General features: G+C 56.6%; 12 protein-coding genes. 1 reads left to right on the plus strand and 11 read right to left on the minus strand.

The genetic code is table 11. The features are described from left to right. Positions 1–191: 191 nt before the first annotated feature. The 10 genes from KGA97_RS13905 to KGA97_RS13950 all read right to left on the minus strand — a co-directional run bounded on the left by KGA97_RS13905 (position 192) and on the right by KGA97_RS13950 (position 16,615). Positions 192–1,667: an efflux transporter outer membrane subunit gene (locus KGA97_RS13905; protein WP_008030212.1), complete on the minus strand. Its 1,476-nt coding sequence runs from the start codon at positions 1,665–1,667 to the stop codon at positions 192–194. Then, positions 1,664–4,771: an efflux RND transporter permease subunit gene (locus KGA97_RS13910; protein WP_192227267.1), complete on the minus strand. Its 3,108-nt coding sequence runs from the start codon at positions 4,769–4,771 to the stop codon at positions 1,664–1,666. Before KGA97_RS13910 ends, KGA97_RS13905 begins: the two co-directional genes overlap by 4 nt. Beyond that, the gene (locus KGA97_RS13915) at positions 4,768–7,872 is read right to left on the minus strand and encodes an MdtB/MuxB family multidrug efflux RND transporter permease subunit (RefSeq protein ID WP_008030209.1); all 3,105 of its coding nucleotides are present in this window, start codon (positions 7,870–7,872) and stop codon (positions 4,768–4,770) included. Before KGA97_RS13915 ends, KGA97_RS13910 begins: the two co-directional genes overlap by 4 nt. Continuing rightward, positions 7,869–9,185: an MdtA/MuxA family multidrug efflux RND transporter periplasmic adaptor subunit gene (locus KGA97_RS13920; protein WP_223480938.1), complete on the minus strand. Its 1,317-nt coding sequence runs from the start codon at positions 9,183–9,185 to the stop codon at positions 7,869–7,871. The genes KGA97_RS13915 and KGA97_RS13920 overlap by 4 nt, the downstream gene beginning before the upstream one ends. A gap of 178 nt (positions 9,186–9,363) precedes the next feature. Next, on the minus strand, positions 9,364–9,864 hold the full coding sequence (gene tpx / locus KGA97_RS13925; protein WP_008030203.1) for a thiol peroxidase: 501 nt from the start codon (positions 9,862–9,864) through the stop codon (positions 9,364–9,366). A 275-nt stretch (positions 9,865–10,139) separates the two neighbouring features. Then, entirely contained in the window at positions 10,140–10,301 is a 162-nt protein-coding gene (locus tag KGA97_RS13930; RefSeq protein ID WP_223480939.1) for a hypothetical protein, read from the minus strand. A 144-nt stretch (positions 10,302–10,445) separates the two neighbouring features. Beyond that, on the minus strand, positions 10,446–11,027 hold the full coding sequence (locus KGA97_RS13935; RefSeq protein ID WP_223480940.1) for a hypothetical protein: 582 nt from the start codon (positions 11,025–11,027) through the stop codon (positions 10,446–10,448). Positions 11,028–11,076: 49 nt separating this feature from the next. Further along, positions 11,077–11,433 (minus strand): hypothetical protein, encoded by a 357-nt coding sequence (locus tag KGA97_RS13940; RefSeq protein WP_223480941.1) that lies wholly within the window; start codon positions 11,431–11,433, stop codon positions 11,077–11,079. A 66-nt stretch (positions 11,434–11,499) separates the two neighbouring features. Continuing rightward, positions 11,500–14,064 carry a hypothetical protein gene (locus KGA97_RS13945; RefSeq protein WP_223480942.1) on the minus strand — a complete coding sequence of 855 codons (2,565 nt, stop codon included), beginning with the start codon at positions 14,062–14,064 and terminating at the stop codon, positions 11,500–11,502. 415 nt (positions 14,065–14,479) lie between these two features. After that, positions 14,480–16,615, minus strand: a complete 2,136-nt coding sequence (locus KGA97_RS13950) for a hypothetical protein (protein WP_223480943.1) — start codon at positions 16,613–16,615, stop codon at positions 14,480–14,482. 35 nt (positions 16,616–16,650) lie between these two features. Here KGA97_RS13950 and KGA97_RS13955 point away from each other — a divergent pair, with 35 nt between their 5' ends. Then, positions 16,651–17,076 carry a YciI family protein gene (locus KGA97_RS13955; protein ID WP_223480944.1) on the plus strand — a complete coding sequence of 142 codons (426 nt, stop codon included), beginning with the start codon at positions 16,651–16,653 and terminating at the stop codon, positions 17,074–17,076. 100 nt (positions 17,077–17,176) lie between these two features. Here the strand turns inward: KGA97_RS13955 and KGA97_RS13960 are convergent, their stop codons facing one another. Further along, a complete protein-coding gene (locus KGA97_RS13960) occupies positions 17,177–18,145 on the minus strand; it encodes a hypothetical protein (RefSeq protein WP_223480945.1) in 969 nt (322 codons plus the stop codon). Between the last annotated feature and the right edge of the window lie 46 nt (positions 18,146–18,191).

Raw genomic sequence — 18,191 nt, forward strand, 5'->3', positions numbered from 1 at the left:
TTTGATCGCCCGCAATACCTCTGAAACGTTACGCCCGAGCCCCAACTCCCCCGCTCTCCTGTAGGAGCTGTCGAGTGAAACGAGGCGGCGATTCTTTCAGGCAATGAAGATCTGGAGCAAGATCAAAAATCGCCGCCTCGTTTCACTCGACAGCTCCTACAGGGATACGGGGGAAAGCGGGAATACGGGGGTCAGTTGTTGAGTTCGAGCTGGCCGTCCCATCCGCCGCCCAGCGCCGCAATCAATTGCACGCTGGCGATCAGCCGGCTCTGCAACAAATCCAGCATATTGCGTTCATTGTTCAGCGCCGTGGCCTGCACCACGACCACATCCAGATAAGCAATCAAGCCGGCCTTGTACTGGTTCTGGGTCAGGCGCAGGGATTCACGCGCCGCGTCCAGTGCCTGTTGACGCACGGCGGATTCGTCTTCCAGGACCTTGAGCTGAACCAGGTAATTTTCCACCTCGCGGAAACCGTCGAGCACGGTCTGGCGGTACTTGGCCACGGTTTCGTCATAGGCCGCTTCGCTGCGGTCGACTTCCGCTGAACGCTGGCCGCCGTCGAACAAGGTCATCGCCAGTTGCGGGCCGACCGACCAGAAGCGGTTCGGCACACTGATCCAGTTCGAAGAGGTGCTGCTGCTGTAACCACCGTTCAAACTCAACGTCAGGTCCGGGTAATAAGCGGCCTTGGCCACGCCGATGTTGGCGTTGGCCGCCATCACCGAGCGCTCGGCGGAGGCGATGTCCGGGCGACGTTCGAGCAATTGCGAAGGCAGGTTCAGCGGCACGTCGGGCAGCAACGGGATGTCCGTGGTTTCTGCGAGGCTGAACTCAGCGGGCGGCAGCCCGATCAGTACGGCGATAGCGTTCTCGAACTGGGCGCGCTGCCAGATCAGATCGACCAACTCGGCCTCGGTGCTCTTGAGCTGAGTGGTGGCCTGTGCCACCGCGTCCTTGCCGGAAACACCGGCGCGGTACTGGTTTTCGGTCATTTTCAGCGAGCGCTGATAGGCCTCGACCGTCGCTTGCAGCAGGCGCCTTTGCTCATCGATCACGCGCAATTGCAGGTAGTTCTGCACCAGCTCCGACTGCTGGCTCAAACGCATCGCTGCCAGATCGGCAAAACTCGCCTCGGCGTTGGCAGTATCGGCCTCAAGGCCCCGGCGCAGTTTGCCCCAGACGTCGGCTTCCCAACTGACCCCGGCCTGGGCCGTGTAGGTGTTGCGAATACCGCTGGAGGAACTGCTCAGGCTCGAACTGCTGCTGCCGGTGCCCTGGCTGGAACGGTTTTTCCCGACGGTCAGGTCCACCGTCGGGAAGAAAGCGCCGCGGGCACTGCGCACCAGCGCCTGGGCCTGACGGTACTGGGCTTCGGACTGAGCGACGGTCTGGTTGGCGCTGTTGAGTTTGTCGATCAGGCCGTTGAGCTGTTGATCGCCATACAGCTCCCACCAGGCACCGCGGGCCAGGGAATCGCTCGGGTTGGCCTGACGCCAACCGGCCGCCTCCTTGTACTGCACCGGCGCGGCGGCCGTCGGGCGCTGGTAATCCGGGCCGATGGCGCAGGCACTGAGCAGCGCCACGCACAGCGACAGGCTCAACAAACGCGAGCCTCTGGCCGTGATCAGCGGTGCAGACAGGTTGATAAGCGAACGGTCAGTCATAGCGGAGTTTCCAGAGCAGCATCAGTACGCACCCCACGCCATTTATTGAAACGATGGCGCAGTTTGTCGAGATAGAGGTAAACCACCGGGGTGGTGTAAAGGGTCAGCACCTGACTGAAGATCAGCCCGCCGATGATGGTCAGGCCCAGCGGCTGGCGCATTTCCGCACCTTCGGCACGGCTCAGCAGCAGCGGCAACGCCCCGAGGATCGCGGCCAGCGTGGTCATCAGGATCGGACGCAGACGTTGCAGGCACGCGCTGCGAATCGACTCCAGCGGTTCCAGGCCCTTTTGCCGCTCCAGTTGCAGCGCGAGGTCGATCATCAGAATGGCGTTCTTCTTCACCACCCCGATCAGCAAAAACAGCCCGAGCAACGAGATCAGGCTGAACTCGCCGCCCAATGCATAGATCGACAGCAACGCGCCGACCCCGGCCGACGGCAAGGTCGAAAGAATGGTCAGCGGATGAATGTAGCTTTCATACAGCACGCCCAGCACCAGATACACCGCCACCAGCGCGCCAAGAATCATCCACGGCTGGCTCTTTTGCGTGGCGGCAAAGGCATCGGCTGTACCGGCCATTTTCACGATGACGTCTTCCGGCATGCCGAGCTTGGCAATCGCCCGTTCGATGGCCGCACTGCCCTGCTCCACGGTCACGCCTTCGGCCATGTCGAAGGAAATGCTTTCGGAGGCGAACTGGCCTTCGTGGCTGACGCGGTCATCTTCCAGGCTGTTTTCGTAATGGGCGATGGTCGATAGCGGAATCCGCGCGCCGTCGGCGGTGATCACCTGGACCTGCTTGAGGGTAATCGGGTCCTGGGCGTACTTCGGATTGACCTCCATCACCACCTGATACTGGTTGAGGCTGTCGTAGATCGTCGAAATCTGCCGCTGGCTGTAGGCGTTGTTCAGCACGGCGGTGACCATGTCCATATCGACGCCCAGGCGTTTGGCCTGATCGCGATCGACAATCAAGGTCACTTGCTGCGCGCCGCGCCCTTCACGGGCGTCAATCGCGGTCAGCTCCGGCAACGCCTTGAGCGCGGTGACGACTTTCGGGTACCACTGGCGCAATTCGCCAAGGTCGGCGCTTTGCAGGATGTAGGAATACTGCGAACTGGTCTGTTCACGACCACCGCCAAACTGCAGGTCCTGATCCGCCATCAGCATTAACTGAGCACCGGGAACCTTGGGCATTTCCTTGCGCAGGCGCTCAATGACTTTTTGCGCGGACACGCCCCGTTCCTTGATCGGTTTCAGACGCACCAGCATGAAGGCGTTGTTGGTGCCGTTGGTGCCGCCGATGAAGCCGGCGACGCTTTCCACGGCCTCATCTTTCAACACCGCACGGCGGAAGATTTCCATTTTTGGCTGCATAACGCTGAACGACAGACCATCGTCGCCGCGTACGAAACCGATCAGTTGGCCGGTGTCTTGTTGAGGTAGAAATGTTTTAGGAACAACCACATACAGCGCGATGTTCACGCCAACTGTCACGATCAAACTGAGCAACGTCAGACGACGGTGACGCAGCACCCAGTCAAGGCTGGTGGCGTATTTGCCGACCATCCACTCATTGGCGCGCTGACTCCAGCGCTGCAAACGGTTTTCCTGACCCGGCGTATGTGGCTTGAGCCAACGGGCACACAGCATCGGTGTCAGCGTCAACGAGACCACCAGCGACACCACAATGGACGCCGCCAGCGTGATGGAAAACTCACGGAACAGGCTTTCGATGATCCCGCCCATAAACAGGATCGAGAGGAACACCGCCACCAGCGACACGTTCATCGACAGCAGCGTAAAGCCGACTTCCTGTGCCCCGAGGTAAGCGGCCTTCATCGGCGGCACGCCTTCGTCGATGTGCCGGGAAATGTTCTCCAGCACCACGATGGCGTCGTCCACCACCAGCCCGGTGGCCAAAATCAATGCCATCAGCGACAGGTTGTTCAGCGAGAACCCGTAGAGGTACATCACCGCGAAGGTGCCGACCAGCGACACCGGCACCGCGAGGGTCGGAATCAGCGAGGCGCGGAAGTTACCGAGGAACAGGAACACCACCAGAATCACCAGCGCCACGGCAATCAGCAGGGTCATTTCCGCTTCATGCAGGGTCGCCTTGATCACCGGCGAGCGGTCCATGGCCAGGTTCAGTTTGACGCTGGCCGGCAGCACCGCTTGCAGTGCCGGGAGCTGGGCCTTGATCTCGTTGACGGTCTCGATGATGTTGGCGCCGGCCTGACGGTTGATCACCAGCAGCACCGCCGCGTCGTCGTTGAAGAAACCGCTGTTGTAGCGGTCCTCGACGCCGTCGCTGACCTTGGCCACATCCTTCAGGCGCAATGCTGCACCGCCGTTGTAGTGGATGATCAGCGACTCGTAGTCCTTGGCCTTTTCCAGTTGATCGTTGGCCTGAACCTGCCACAAGCGCTGGCCGTCCTCGACCGAGCCCTTGGGCCGGCGCACGTTGGCGTTGGCGATGGTGTTGCGCACATCGTCCAGCGCCACGCCGTATTGGTTGAGCGCCTGCGGTTCGAGTTCGATACGCACCGCCGGCAAAGAGCTGCCGCCGATCTGTACTTCGCCCACGCCTTGCACCTGGGACAGGCTCTGGGACAGGATCGTCGAGGCCAAATCGTAAAGCTGACCCTTTTCCAAAACGTCCGAGGTCAGCGACAACACCATGATCGGTGCCTGGGACGGGTTGACCTTCTTGTAGGTCGGCATGCTGCGCATCCCGCTCGGCAGCAGGTTGCGCGAGGCGTTGATCGCCGCTTGCACTTCCCGCGCCGCGCCGTTGATGTCGCGGTCGAGGTCGAATTGCAGAATGACCCGGGTCGAGCCCTGGCTGGAGCGGCTGCTCATGGTGTTGACCCCGGCAATGGCGCCGAAGGAACGTTCGAGCGGCGTGGCCACGGTCGAGGCCATTACCTCCGGGCTCGCGCCGGGCAGACTGGCCTGGACCACGATCACCGGGAAGTCCATTTGCGGCAGCGGCGACACCGGCAGCAGGCCGAAGCTCACCCCGCCCAGCAGCATGATCGCGAGGCTCAGCAACATGGTGGCGACCGGGCGCTTGATGAAAGGTCCGGAGAGGTTCATGGCTGCTCGACCACTTCCACGGACTCGGACTTGCGGCCCCAACGACGACCGAGGCGGTCGAAGTACAGGTAGATAACAGGCGTGGTGAACAGCGTCAGCACCTGACTCACCAACAAACCACCGACCATCACCAGACCCAACGGCTGACGTAATTCAGCGCCGGAACCGGTGGCGAGCATCAACGGCACCGCGCCGAACAACGCCGCGAGCGTGGTCATCAGAATCGGCCGGAACCGCAGCAACGCGGCTTGATAGATCGCTGTTTCCGGGTCCATGCCCTGATTGCGCTCGGCGTCTAGGGCGAAGTCGATCATCATGATCGCGTTCTTCTTCACGATACCGATCAGCAGGATGATGCCGATGATCGCGATCATCCCCAGGTCATTGCCACTTAACAGCAACGCCAGCAAGGCGCCGACCGCCGCCGAGGGCAAGGTCGAGAGGATGGTGATCGGGTGGATGTAGCTCTCGTAGAGCACGCCGAGCACGATGTACATGGTCACCACCGCCGCCAGAATCAGCAGCAAGGTGCTCGACAGCGAAGCCTGGAACGCCTCGGCTGCGCCCTGGAACTGGGTCTGCACGCCAATCGGCATGCCGATGTCCTTTTGCACTTGCTCGATGATTTGCACCGCATGCCCCAGCGCCACGCCGGGTGCGAGGTTGAAGGACATCATCACCGCCGGGAACTGGCCGATGTGGGTGATCGCCAGTTGCGCCTGACGCTCTTCGATGTGCGCCAGGCTGGACAGGCGCACTTGCCCGCCATCGGTGGTCTTGACGTGAATCTGGTTCAGCGCATCCGGGCCGATTTTCTCGCCGGACTGCGACTGCAGGACCACGCGATACTGGCTGGCCTGGGTGTAAATGGTCGAAATCTGCCGTTGGCCGAAGGCGTCGTACAGCGCGTCGGTGATGTTCGACACCGATACGCCGACCCGCGAGGCGGCATCACGGTCGATCACCAGGTAAACCTGCAAGCCTTTGTCCTGAAGGTCGCTGGCGACGTCGGTCAGTTCCGGCCGTTGGGCCAGAGCCTCAACCAATCGACTGCTCCACAGGCTGAGCAGCTCGGAATCCGGCGACGACATGCTGAACTGGTACTGCGTGCGGCTGACCCGGTCCTCGATGGTCAGGTCTTGCACCGGCTGCATGAACAGACGGATACCGACCAGTTTGTCGAGTTCCGGTTGCAGGCGGGCAATCACCTCGGTGGCGCTCAAGTCGCGATTGCTGTGTGATTTGAGGTTGATCAGCAGGCGACCGCTGTTCAGCGTCGAGTTATCGCCATCGACGCCAATATAGGACGACAGGCTCTCTACGGCAGGATCCGCCAGAATCACTTTCGCCAGTTCCTGCTGCCGCTCGCTCATCGCCGCAAAGGAAATCGACTGCGGCGCCTCGGAAATCCCCTGAATCACCCCGGTGTCCTGCACCGGGAAGAAGCCCTTCGGTACCACCATGTAAAGGAACACGGTCAGCGCCAAAGTGCCGATGGCCACCAGCAACGTCAGCGGTTGATGCTTGAGAACCCACTTTAACTTACGCCCGTAAGCCGCAATCATCCAATCAATTGCTTCGCCGCTGGCCCGGTAGAAACGGCCCTGCTCTTCTTCCTTGGGCTCACGCTTGAGCAGCCGCGCGCACATCATCGGTGTCAGGGTCAACGACACGACCAAGGAAATCAGGATCGCCACCGCCAGGGTGATGGCAAATTCGCGGAACAAGCGCCCTACCACGTCGGCCATGAACAGCAGCGGAATCAGTACCGCGATCAGCGACAGCGTCAGGGAAATCAGGGTAAAGCCAATCTGCTTGGCACCCTTGAGCGCCGCGTTCAACGGGCTGTCGCCCTCTTCGATGAACCGGGAAATGTTCTCCAGCATGACGATCGCATCGTCCACCACAAAACCGGTGGCGATGGTCAGCGCCATCAGGGTCAGGTTGTTCACCGAGAAACCGGCGAGGTACATCACGCCGAAGGTGCCGATCAGCGACAGCGGCACGGCCACCGATGGAATGATCGTGGCGCTAGCCCGGCGCAGGAACAGGAACGTCACCATCACCACCAGCGCGATGGCGATCAGCAGCTCGTGTTGCACGTCGGTGACCGATGCGCGGATGGTCTGGGTGCGGTCGGTCAGTACGGTGACCTCGAGACCGGCCGGCAGGTTGTCGGTGATGCTCGGCAGCAAGGCCTTGATCCGGTCGACCACCTCGATGACGTTGGCCCCCGGCTGGCGCTGAATGTTCAGCAACACCGCCTGATTTTCATTGGCCCAGGCCGCCAGGCGTTCGTTCTCTGCGCCATCGACGATTTCCGCCACGTCCTTGAGCCGCAACGGCGCGCCGTTGGTGTAGGCCAGGATCAGGTTGGCGTAATCCTTGGGCGAGGTCAGTTGATCGTTTGCATCGAGCATCGAGACCCGGGTCGGGCCGTCGAAATTGCCCTTGGGCTGGTTGACGTTGGAGGCACCGATCAGGGTGCGCACGTCCGACAGGTTCAGGCCGTTGGCCGCCAGGGCTTCAGGGTTGACCTTGATCCGTACCGCCTGACGCTGACCGCCGGCAATGCTGACCATGCCGACGCCACTGATCTGCGCGATTTTCTGTGCCATGCGCGTATCGACCAGGTCATTGAGCTTGGGCAACAGCATGGTTTTGGAGGTGATCGCCAGGGTCAGCACCGGAGTGTCCGCCGGGTTGACCTTGTTGTACACCGGCGGTGCCGGCAGGTCCTTGGGCAGCAGATTGGTCGCGGCGTTGATCGCGGCTTGCACCTGCTGCTCGGCGACATCCATGTTGATGTCGAGGCTGAACCGCAGGGTCAATACCGAAGCGCCGCCGGAGCTGGTCGAAGCCATTTGGGTGAGCCCCGGCATCTGCCCGAACTGGCGTTCGAGCGGCGCGGTGACGGCACTGGTCATGACGTCCGGGCTGGCGCCGGGATAGAGGGTCATCACGCGAATAGTCGGGTAATCGACCTGCGGTAACGCCGATACCGGCAACAGCCGATAGGCGATCACGCCGGCCAGAATAATGGCCAGCATGCTCAGGGTCGTGGCGACCGGGCGAAGGATGAACAGCCGCGAGATGTTCATGCGCCGCCCTTTTTCGCCTTGTCGGTGGTCGCCGGCTCAGTCGCGTCGGCCGCCGATTTACCTTGCAGGTGCCCGGTCGGGGTGGTCGGCACATCCTTGGTGTCGTTGACCACTTCCACTTCGCTGCCTTCCTTCAGGCGGTCGGTGCCTTCCAGGACGACACGGTCGCCGGCGACCAGGCCTTCGGTAATCACGGTGTTGTCACCGTCGCTGGCGCCGACTTTCAACTGGCGGATCGTGACTTTCTTGTCGCCATCCATCGCATAGACGAAGGTGCCATTGGTGCCGAATTGAATCGCTGCCGACGGCGCGAGTACCACGCCTTTGAGGGTGTCGGCCAGCAGGTGGACGTTGACGAACTGATTGGGGAACAGCGCCTGATCACGGTTTTCGTAGCGCGCCTTGAATTTCAAAGTGCCGGTGGTGACGTCGATCTGGTTGTCGAGGCTCTGCAATACACCGGTGGCCTGTATTTGGGTATCGCCACGGTTCCACGCTTCGGCGGGCAACTTGGCGCCGCTGCGATAGCGGGCCAGCACCACGTCGAGGCTGTTTTCCGGCAAGGTGAACGCCACGCTGATCGGTTGGGTCTGGGTGATGATCGCCAGCGCCGTGGTGTCGTTGGCCGCCACCAGGTTGCCGACGTCGAGCTGACGCAGGCCCACACGCCCGGTGATCGGCGCACGGATTTTGGTGAATTCGAGATTGAGCTTGGCGTCGTTGACCGCCGCCTGATTGGTCTTGACCGTGCCTTGGTACTGGCCGACCAGCGCTTCGGCGGTGTCCAGGGTTTGCTTGGCGATGCTGTCTTCGCGGTACAGGTTGCGATAACGCTCGACATCGACCTGCGCGTTTTTCAGTTGCGCCTGATTCTGCAACAAGGTGCCTTCGGCTTGCAGCAAGGCGTTCTGGTAAGGGCGCGGATCGATTTCCGCCAGCAAGTCACCGGCCTTGACCATCTGCCCTTCTTCGAACGACACCTTGATCAGTTCGCCGCCCACCCGACTGCGCACATTAATGGTGTTCAGCGCCGTCACGGTGCCCAACGCCTTGTAATACAGCGGGAAGTCACCCTTGACCGCCGGCGCCACACGCACCGGAACCGGCCCGGTCGCCCCACCGAAACCCGGACGCATGCCACCCGAGCGGCCAGTGTGCCCGGCCACGGCTTTTTGTCCGCTGCCTTCTTTGGGCGCAGCACTGCCAGGCCAGAACTTCCAGCACAGGCCGGCGATGACCAACAGGACAAGCAGGCCGAACAGCCAGCGACGAGGACTACGGGGAGCAGAGGATTGCATTGAATGATCAACCATTGGGCGCGTGGGCTTTTTCTACGGGAGGCTGAACGATAAGCACTGGCGGGGATTTAGCAAAGCGCCTTTACCGGCAATTTACCTTCGGCTTACGTAACAGGAGATTTATCTAAGACACTGAAGCACAAATGAAAACGGCCTGGACAGGGCCAGGCCGTTAACAATTGTAAAGGTATGCTTATTTCAGAACAGCGAGTGCCGCTTCGTAGTTCGGTTCTTCAGCGATTTCCTTGACCAGCTCGCTGTGCAGCACGTTGTCGTTTTCGTCCAGTACCACAACGGCACGGGCGGTCAGGCCTTTGAGTGGGCCATCGGCAATCGCAACGCCGTAGTTCTCGATGAACTCGGCACCGCGCAGGGTCGACAGGTTCTGCACGTTTTCCAGGCCTTCGGCGCCGCAGAAACGGGCCTGGGCGAACGGCAGGTCAGCGGAGATGCACAGCACGACGGTGTTGGCGACATCGTTGGCCTGGGCGTTGAACTTGCGCACCGACGTGGCGCAGGTCGGGGTGTCGACGCTTGGGAAGATGTTCAGCACTTTGCGCTTGCCGGCGAAGCTCGCCAGGGTCACGTCGGACAGATTGCCGGCAACCAGGGAAAAGGCTGGCGCCTTGGAACCGGCTTGTGGCAGTTGGCCGTTGACTTGAACCGGGTTGCCTTTGAGAGTGACTTGAGCCATGAACGGAGTCCTTCTGAACGTTGATGTGGAAAATTCGACGAGGCAGAAGTTAACCATGAAATGGTCTGACGACCTATGGGTGGATACAAATTGTGAAGTGTCCCCCCACTCTTACAAGCGACACAATACCCTATGAGAGCAACTGTCTACACCATGCCGTTCGTCACCGCCATTCGGTACCGTCACGCAGCATATTGCGGTGCCACGCCTAAAAAATCACATCATGTACCCATTGACCATCAGCCATTCCAACGGTGCGCCGCTAATCTCTCTGCTTAAGCCTCCCGGTAGGTGTACAGCGTACCGCCCCCCCCAACCTCGACCTGGTGTTCATGACGAAAGGCAGCCATCGGTCCCTTGAGCATTTCATCGGTGAAATGGCGATTGCCGACGTCACGAACCACTACTGCCCAGTTAGCCAGGATGACATTGAGCATACAATGCCGCATGTGGAGCACTGGCTACCGACTTTGATGCATACTCTGTCATCATCAATATATTGCAAGTGATGCGGCACCGTATTGAAGGGGGAAGGTAAAGCAACTCCACTTATACGTCGAATAAAATAGAACATTAAGGCTTTAAGGCATCCCAACTTTAAACGGAACATCTTCTGTCCATCTAGACTTAATACCTCCCGCTGTTCGTCTTGCTTTGACAAAATAGTAGCCAAGATCGAGACTTTCTTTCAACTGCCCCCCCCAGACGCCATCCGTTCCCCACGGCGTCAGCCCTACTGCAAACTTTACATCACCACCTTCCAGGCCAACTGCCACCTCCACTTCAGTAGTACCACTGCTGAAGTGAACCTTCGCATAAAAAGTGGGGTACGCCCCCACACTTTCATTCGCATGCGGACTTGTAATTATTGGAACATCAGGCAAGGCCGGTAGCACCGTGAAACTAAACTCATCTCCATACCCATGAAATTGACCATTAACCTTTTGACCAACCACTACCGTATGTTTTCCAGGGGGAACCCATAACGACCACTTCCCATGACTATCAACCTGTGACAAATCAACAACACCATCACCGGGGACTTTTTTCGTATAAATCTCCCCTCCTGGTTCCGCACTACCCGACATACTCAGATCAGCTTCATACACACCTCCCGCCTTAGGAAATACAATAACAACCGGTGCAACCAAATTACCCGCCATATTGACCACCCTTGATAATTAACATTAAATAGGTTTCCAATTATCGTTATCATCGCGCTGGGGGATAAACCAGCCGCACCTGATCTTCATCCGTGATCGGGCAAACACCCGAAGTGCTGATCTTTACCCAGGTCGGGCCAGGTTTGGCGGGGGTATAAACACTATCATGCCAACCATCATCACGAGGACCTCCCGCCACACAGTATCCCCAACCGTCAAAAGAAAGAATAAACACTGAATTATATTGGGTTCCTGGCTGGTGCGTCTCTTTATGCAGCACCCTGAATTTAACCCTGAAATGCCCTCCCTCAACCGGTATTAATTCTGCATTGGCAATGTAGTAGTCCACTTTCGCCACCGACTCATCATCGGTCGTCATTCGCTCACCCTTTTCAAGCTTCTTCATAGCCACTTCCTATATGATGAAAAGCACTCCCAGCACAAATAAAATCCAGGCACCACGCAAAAATATCTACTTCAACTCAAGCGCCCTGACTTCCATTACCTCGGGCAACTGAACCCACTTGAACTTCAAGCTGAATTTTCCGGATTTTGTTTCACTCCCCTTAACATCCCAAATGAAATTCATGCCAGGAGCGTCAAACGACGGAGAACATATAAAATCCTGCTGAGTCAATTCTGGTCCCTCTCCCCACTTCAAACTCACCGGCATATACTTGATAGGACTGTTCAACCTTGGATTCAATGATAGTTTATGCAATATTCCGCGATGAAATATGCCCCCCGCCTCTGCAATTTCGACACCATCGAGCTTTATCTCTACTTCGTCCGCGTAACGCTCAGACAACAAAGTAAAAGTCGGAAGTGTTAAGGGAATTCTTGACCCGTCTACTATCAAGTCCAATATAAAACTCCCGCTTTTTATCTCTGAACCTGTGATGTTCCATGCATGGGTCATAGCGGTTTGATCCCAGCGAATATCTGTATTTACAAGTCCAGCTCCTGAGACCCAGCGCAAAGCCACCGGGGCGCCAGCAAAAGGACTGCCGGCTTTCGGATGCAACGTGAGTGCGCGCGGTTTACCCCGCCAAAAAATATTACTTCCATCTCCATCCAGATGCAGCTCAGCTTCGTCTTCAATACTTTGTGAAATCAGCCTGCTGACCACCACCTCTATCGGTTTCGTGGTAAGCGCTGATGAAAAGGAGAGTTGAAAAGTTCCGCTATTTCTAGTCCCAGTGATCATCCAAAGATAAGTGGATTGACCGGTGCCAAAGTCTGGTTCACTTCGCAAATTTCCTGGTTGGATACCGCTGATGAGGTCGCACTTCGCCGTAACAGGAAAGCCGACCAATGGGCTACCATTTCTCAATACCAAAGAGACTGCTCGGGATTTATCACGTAAGAAGTAGTTACCGTTTTCTGGTACGACCTCATCATCTACCTTCACGTATGCCTCATCCGCAAGACTGGTCGACAGCAATATGCAGGTTGGTAGCTGGATGGGCTTAAGCATCTTCTTACAGACCAACTTCAACTGAAATTTTCCGCTCTTGTTCGCTGGACCGGTAATACTCCAACTGTAATGTAGGCTCTCTGCGTCAAAATCTGGTTCGCAAGTGAAGTCCTCGGCCTCCAGCGCCGTCCCGGCGACCCATTGCAGCATCACAGGCAGGCGGCGAAATAGACTATCCAGTTTGGGCACGAGCGTCAGCGTTTGTGCTATGCCCCTGAAGAAAACCAGCCCCTCTGCCGGAATATCGACACCCCCAATCTGGGCTATCGCTTCATCGGTGAGGTCATCCGACAACAATGCATTGAGTGCCAGCGTCATCGACCCGGGGACGCCCTCGCATGTCAGTATCAATTGGAATGTGCCTCTGGTTTTCGACCCGGTGACGACCCAACGGTGGTGATCGCGATTCTCCTCACCAAACCCAGGGCTACTGACCAGGTCGTCTTCACCGATGCCGTCTAGAATCACGCATGTCAGCGTGACATTAAGGCCTGCTATCGAGCTGCCCTCTTTGGGTTCCAAGGTAAGGACGCCGGCTTGGTCGCGGACAAAAAAGTTGACGTCCGACGTGACAGGTTTGCCGTCAATCCGAACTTCCACCTCATCAGCGAAATCGCCTGCAAGCACCCGTCCGTCGTGCTCCCAGGGCTGGGCCACTTCCTGGCTATAGATGACTAACCTGACTCGACCACTCTTCTGCTCGTTCGAGGTGACGGTCCATTTGAACAATCTGGACACTGGATCCAGTTGCTGCCATACAGTGCCCGCAGGCACGGCAACAATTTCCAGCCCTTCGTCATTAATCAACACCAGCCTGAGTGTTTTTGCGATTGCCGGCTCGACTTTCACGGTTACTTCGTTCGCGTGCCCACGGCGCAATACCACGGGTGAACGCCACGCCACGGGTACACCGTTGACTTTAAGGTCCGCTTGTTTCCAGGGACTATCGGCGTACACCTTGATTGGAAAACTGTGTTCGACCCAGGTGTCGTCATAGGGGTTGAACACCTTGGCCGTAATCGACTGTTCGCCGTCCGCTGTGAAGGTGTGACTGAACGTGCTCCAGCCCAGATCGTTGGTTTTTTTCGGGCTTGCGGGTTCCCCACCGACAAACCACTGAACATCGATGTCTTTCAGAGATTTTTGGGTATAGGCAGACACTACCTGCACCTCGGCGGTGACTTCTTCATTTATCAGTGGCGCACCGATCGGATTACGTTTGCCCAGAAATGCACGCAGGTAATGCCCTAATTCGAAAGATATTGGATAAGGCGCTGCAGTGAACTCGCTTTGTAACTGACCTACGAAACTGACTGGTTCTCCATCGTCCGGGCAGGAGATCGTCCACTCTCCTCCATCCAGTGGAAATGGTTGGTATAGACCTATCGCGGGGGCAGTCGATACAGGGAATGTTCCGAGCGCATTTAAACTGACGCTTTGCCCAACCCATGGGCTGTCTGCCTGCCCTACAAATGTCAACCTATGGCTGCGAGCATCCTTGGCGCCATAGCAGAGATACACAGCAGGATCTATCGTTTTGATTTTAAGGTTCGAGGTCATGACGCGTATCCGATAGTTGGAAGTGGACAAAAAACTGGCCACTCGACTATCGAGAAAAAAAGCAGCAGTGGGCACTGTCAGAAATGACAGTTTATAAGATCCATTTACAATAAATGCCCGAGAAAGACAGTTGTCTTGGAATAAGCGGCTTGAACCACGTTGTTCCGATGACAGGCAATATCTTTGGGAAGCGCTGTCGATTTAAACGTCGGCCAATCGACCATGCTGTGAGTCACTCACATCCATTGGAGACAACCCCATGCGATTCGTGATGATTGTCAAAACCAGCCCCGATTCCGAGGCGGGCCTCATGCCCAACGAAGGACTGCTGATCGCGAGAGGTTACAAAGCGTGCTTAAGTTCAAGTTTTTCCACTAAAAGCAGCACCTCCGACACAAACAACGTCATCTTTTAGTTAACCTGATTCAAGAACACACTGAACAACAACCTGCATTGAAACTCCAGCGAATTCCAAGACCAACGCGAACCCCCCGCTGCCGGTATTACCAGTCACCTTCCATACTGGCTGCGTTTGCGCGAGGTTAAATCCAGGCTCACTTATTAAATCTCCTACGCCAACGCCATCAAAACGCAGTCTCTTGAGCGTCACTTTTCGACCAAGTAAGGGCGTATCATTTTTGGGAGTCGCCGTCACGATACGGGGGCGGTTGTGGACAAAAATGGTTCGTGGATCACTTACAGGATTACCGTCAATCAGAACGTCAACTTCTTCGACCATCTTGTCAGACAATAGGAAGTTTTCAGGCAGGCTCATTGGCTCCGCCATTCCCTTACCCGAGAAGCTCATCCCGAACGCACCGCTTTTTTTTGTGCCCGCGCCCGTTAGCAACCAGCCATGCGGACCAAATTGTTTGCAATTAACAATCGTTGGCGAATCACAAGACAAACTGATGGGATAGTCCGATGGTAGTGGGCTGTCAGGCTTGGTGACCGCCCTCAATGTGTTTGGTGTATATTTAAAAAAAACCTGACCCTGTTTGATGGGAAACGAGCGATATTCAATAGTCACCTCATCAGCCAGATCGTTCGATAACAATACATTGTGTTCTAGCGTAATCGGCTCAGGGATGCCTTGGCATGCAAATAATATCCGGAAAGTACCACTCTTGCTGTATCCGGTTACGCTCCAGCGATGATCTGGAGTTGGAACGCCAAATACAGGGCTGGACACCAAATCTGCGTCATCAAGACCGCTGGTGATCACGCAGATCTGCGTCACCCCAACGCCCTCTATTACCGAACTGCCCTCCTTGGGCACCAACGTAATAACACCAGGCTGACCGCGGAAGAAAAAGTTGCTGTCCAACGTGACAGGTTTGCCGTCAATCCGGACCTCCACTTCATCAGCGAGATCGCCTGCAAGCACCCGTCCGTCGTGCTCCCAAGGCTGAGCCACTTCCTGGCTATAGATGACTAACCTGACTCGACCACTCTTCTGCTCGTTCGAGGTGACGGTCCATTTGAACAATCTGGACACTGGATCCAGTTGCTGCCATACAGTGCCCGCAGGCACGGCAACAATTTCCAGCCCTTCGTCATTAATCAACACCAGCCTGAGTGTTTTTGCGATTGCCGGCTCGACTTTCACGGTTACTTCGTTCGCGTGCCCACGGCGCAATACCACGGGTGAACGCCACGCCACGGGTAGACCGTTGACTTTAAGGTCCGCTTGTTTCCAGGGACTATCGGCGTACACCCTGATTGCAAAACCGTGTTCGATCGTGGTGTCGTCATAGGGGTTGAACACCTTGGCTGTAATCGACTGTTCGCCGTCCGCTGTGAAGGTGTGACTGAACGTGCTCCAGCCTAAGTCGTTGGTTTTTTTGGTGCCTGCGGGTTGCCCACCGACGGACCACTCAACATCGACATCTTTCAGCAATTTTTGGGTGTAGGCAGACACTACCTGGACCTCGGCGGTGACTTCTTCATTTATCAGTGGCGCACCGATCGGATTACGTTTGCCCAGGAATTCACGCAGGTAATGCCCCAACTTCACCGGAATACTGAAGGGCTCGGCGGTGAACTCAGTATGTATCCGGCAATCGAAGGCGAGCTCTTCGCCGTCGTTCGGACAATTGACCTTCCACTCACATCCCTGCTCCGAAAACTTCTGGTAATCGCCAGACGCGGGGACGGTCTGGAACGGAAGGGTTTGCCCGGCCGCGGGATTTACGCTGACGCCGTGTCCGACCCACGGGCTGCTGGCTTCGCCGACTGCGGTGAGCGTATGCCCGCGCTCGCCTGAAGCCCCGTAACAAAAATAAACGGGAGAAGTTTCGGTAGCTCCGATTTTAAGATTCGAGGTCATGACACGTTTCCGATAGTTGGGAGTGGACAAAAAACTGGCCACTCGACTATCGAGAAATAAAGCAGCGGGGGGCACTGTCAGAAATGACAGTTGATAAGATCCATTCACAATAAATGTTCGAGAAATACCGTTGTCTTGGAATAAGGGCTTGAGCCATGTTGCTCCGATGACGCGCGATACTTTGGGAAGTGCTGTCGATTTAAACGTCGGCCAATCGACCATGCTGTGAATCACTCACATCCATTGGAGACAACCCCATGCGATTCATGATCATTGTCAAAGCCAGCCCCGACTCCGAGGCCGGCGTCATGCCCAGCGAAGAACTGTTGACCGCGATGGGCAATTACAACGAGGAGCTGATCAAGGCCGGGATCATGCTGGCCGGCGAAGGCCTGCACCCGAGCAGTAAAGGCGCGCGCGTGCGTTTTTCCGGCGACAAGCGCACGGTGATCGACGGCCCGTTTATCGAGACCAAGGAATTGATCGCCGGCTACTGGCTGTGGCAAGTGAAGTCGAAAGAGGAAGCGATCGAATGGGTCAAGCGCTGCCCTAACCCGATGCCGGGTACCGAAGCTGAGATCGAGATCCGCCAGGTGTTCGAGGCGGAGGATTTTGGGGCCGAGTTCACGCCGGAACTGCGGGAGCAGGAGGAGCGGCAACGAGAGCAGATGAACAAGCGCTAAGCCCCCACCATAGCGCCACGATCACGTCCAGGTCCTGTGCCATTGAACGGACGTGATCGGGAGCTCGACGTTCACCCGTTTAACCTGATACTTATCAGGGTTAAACGATATTAATGGTTCTTGGAGAACTAGGTTTTCCGCGCACAAAGGTGTGGGCTGTAATCACACCGACCAATTCCCCCTGTTTAAACTGTATAGAGCTGGATGCATTTTCACCGGTGAATTCAAGTTTCAGACGACTACCGTCTGCCCTAAGCCATTCAACCTTAACCCCCTTCTTCAACTGAACACCTTTCATGGATCTAGTCGTCAGTGTTTTTGAACTGCCAACCGTCTGCAGAATAATGGTTGTCAGTATGACACCACCGTCTTGATAGCCCACGTCCACTGGCAGCTGAATAAATTCTTGCGGGTTACTCTCCAGACTCAATTTGATTGACAAGTCCCCATCTGTATCGTCACCGCAATCCAGGCTCCAACGAGCAACGGGGTTAAGTGTTTGAGATCCTTCTGGCGGTTCGAACACTGGAACCAGTTTCGGCGGTGTCGCCGCAACCGAAGACAATTCAATGTTCTGGCCTATTAACGGGCTACCGCGAAGAGGTTCCACCTCAATTAAATTACTGCTACCCCTCACCGCATAAACAATATCGCCAGACTTGAGCTCTGAGCCATTAATCCGGATGACTAACTGTTCAATTGGCTTGGGCGACATGACCTGACATGAAATTTCCAATGGCATATTCAATTGCCGACTCATTAGAACGAGCACAAGAGCACCGCTCTTTCCAACTTCCGGACTGATTTTATAACTTAACTTTCTGTCGACCAGCTCGTGCCAGGATTCCAATTCCGGTTCCACCAGGAGTTTAACGCCCTCATTATTATCCACGACCGCCAGATAAATCTCTTCGGCGACTTCCGGTGTGGCTTCTATATCGAGAGTATTGTCCTCTCCATAAAGCAGGGCGATTGTCTCGTTCGGCAATACCGGCTTGCCGTTGAAAAGAATCGTGGCCTCGTCCCAGGAACGATCGGGGGCTGATTTTTTATTGGGCTGGTTCATCATGGTGTGTTCTCGATAATCGTCGGTGATTGAAAACTGGGCATTTAAC

This window comes from Pseudomonas sp. BF-B-15, from assembly GCF_019946675.1.
In the GTDB taxonomy this organism is placed as follows: domain Bacteria; phylum Pseudomonadota; class Gammaproteobacteria; order Pseudomonadales; family Pseudomonadaceae; genus Aquipseudomonas; species Aquipseudomonas migulae.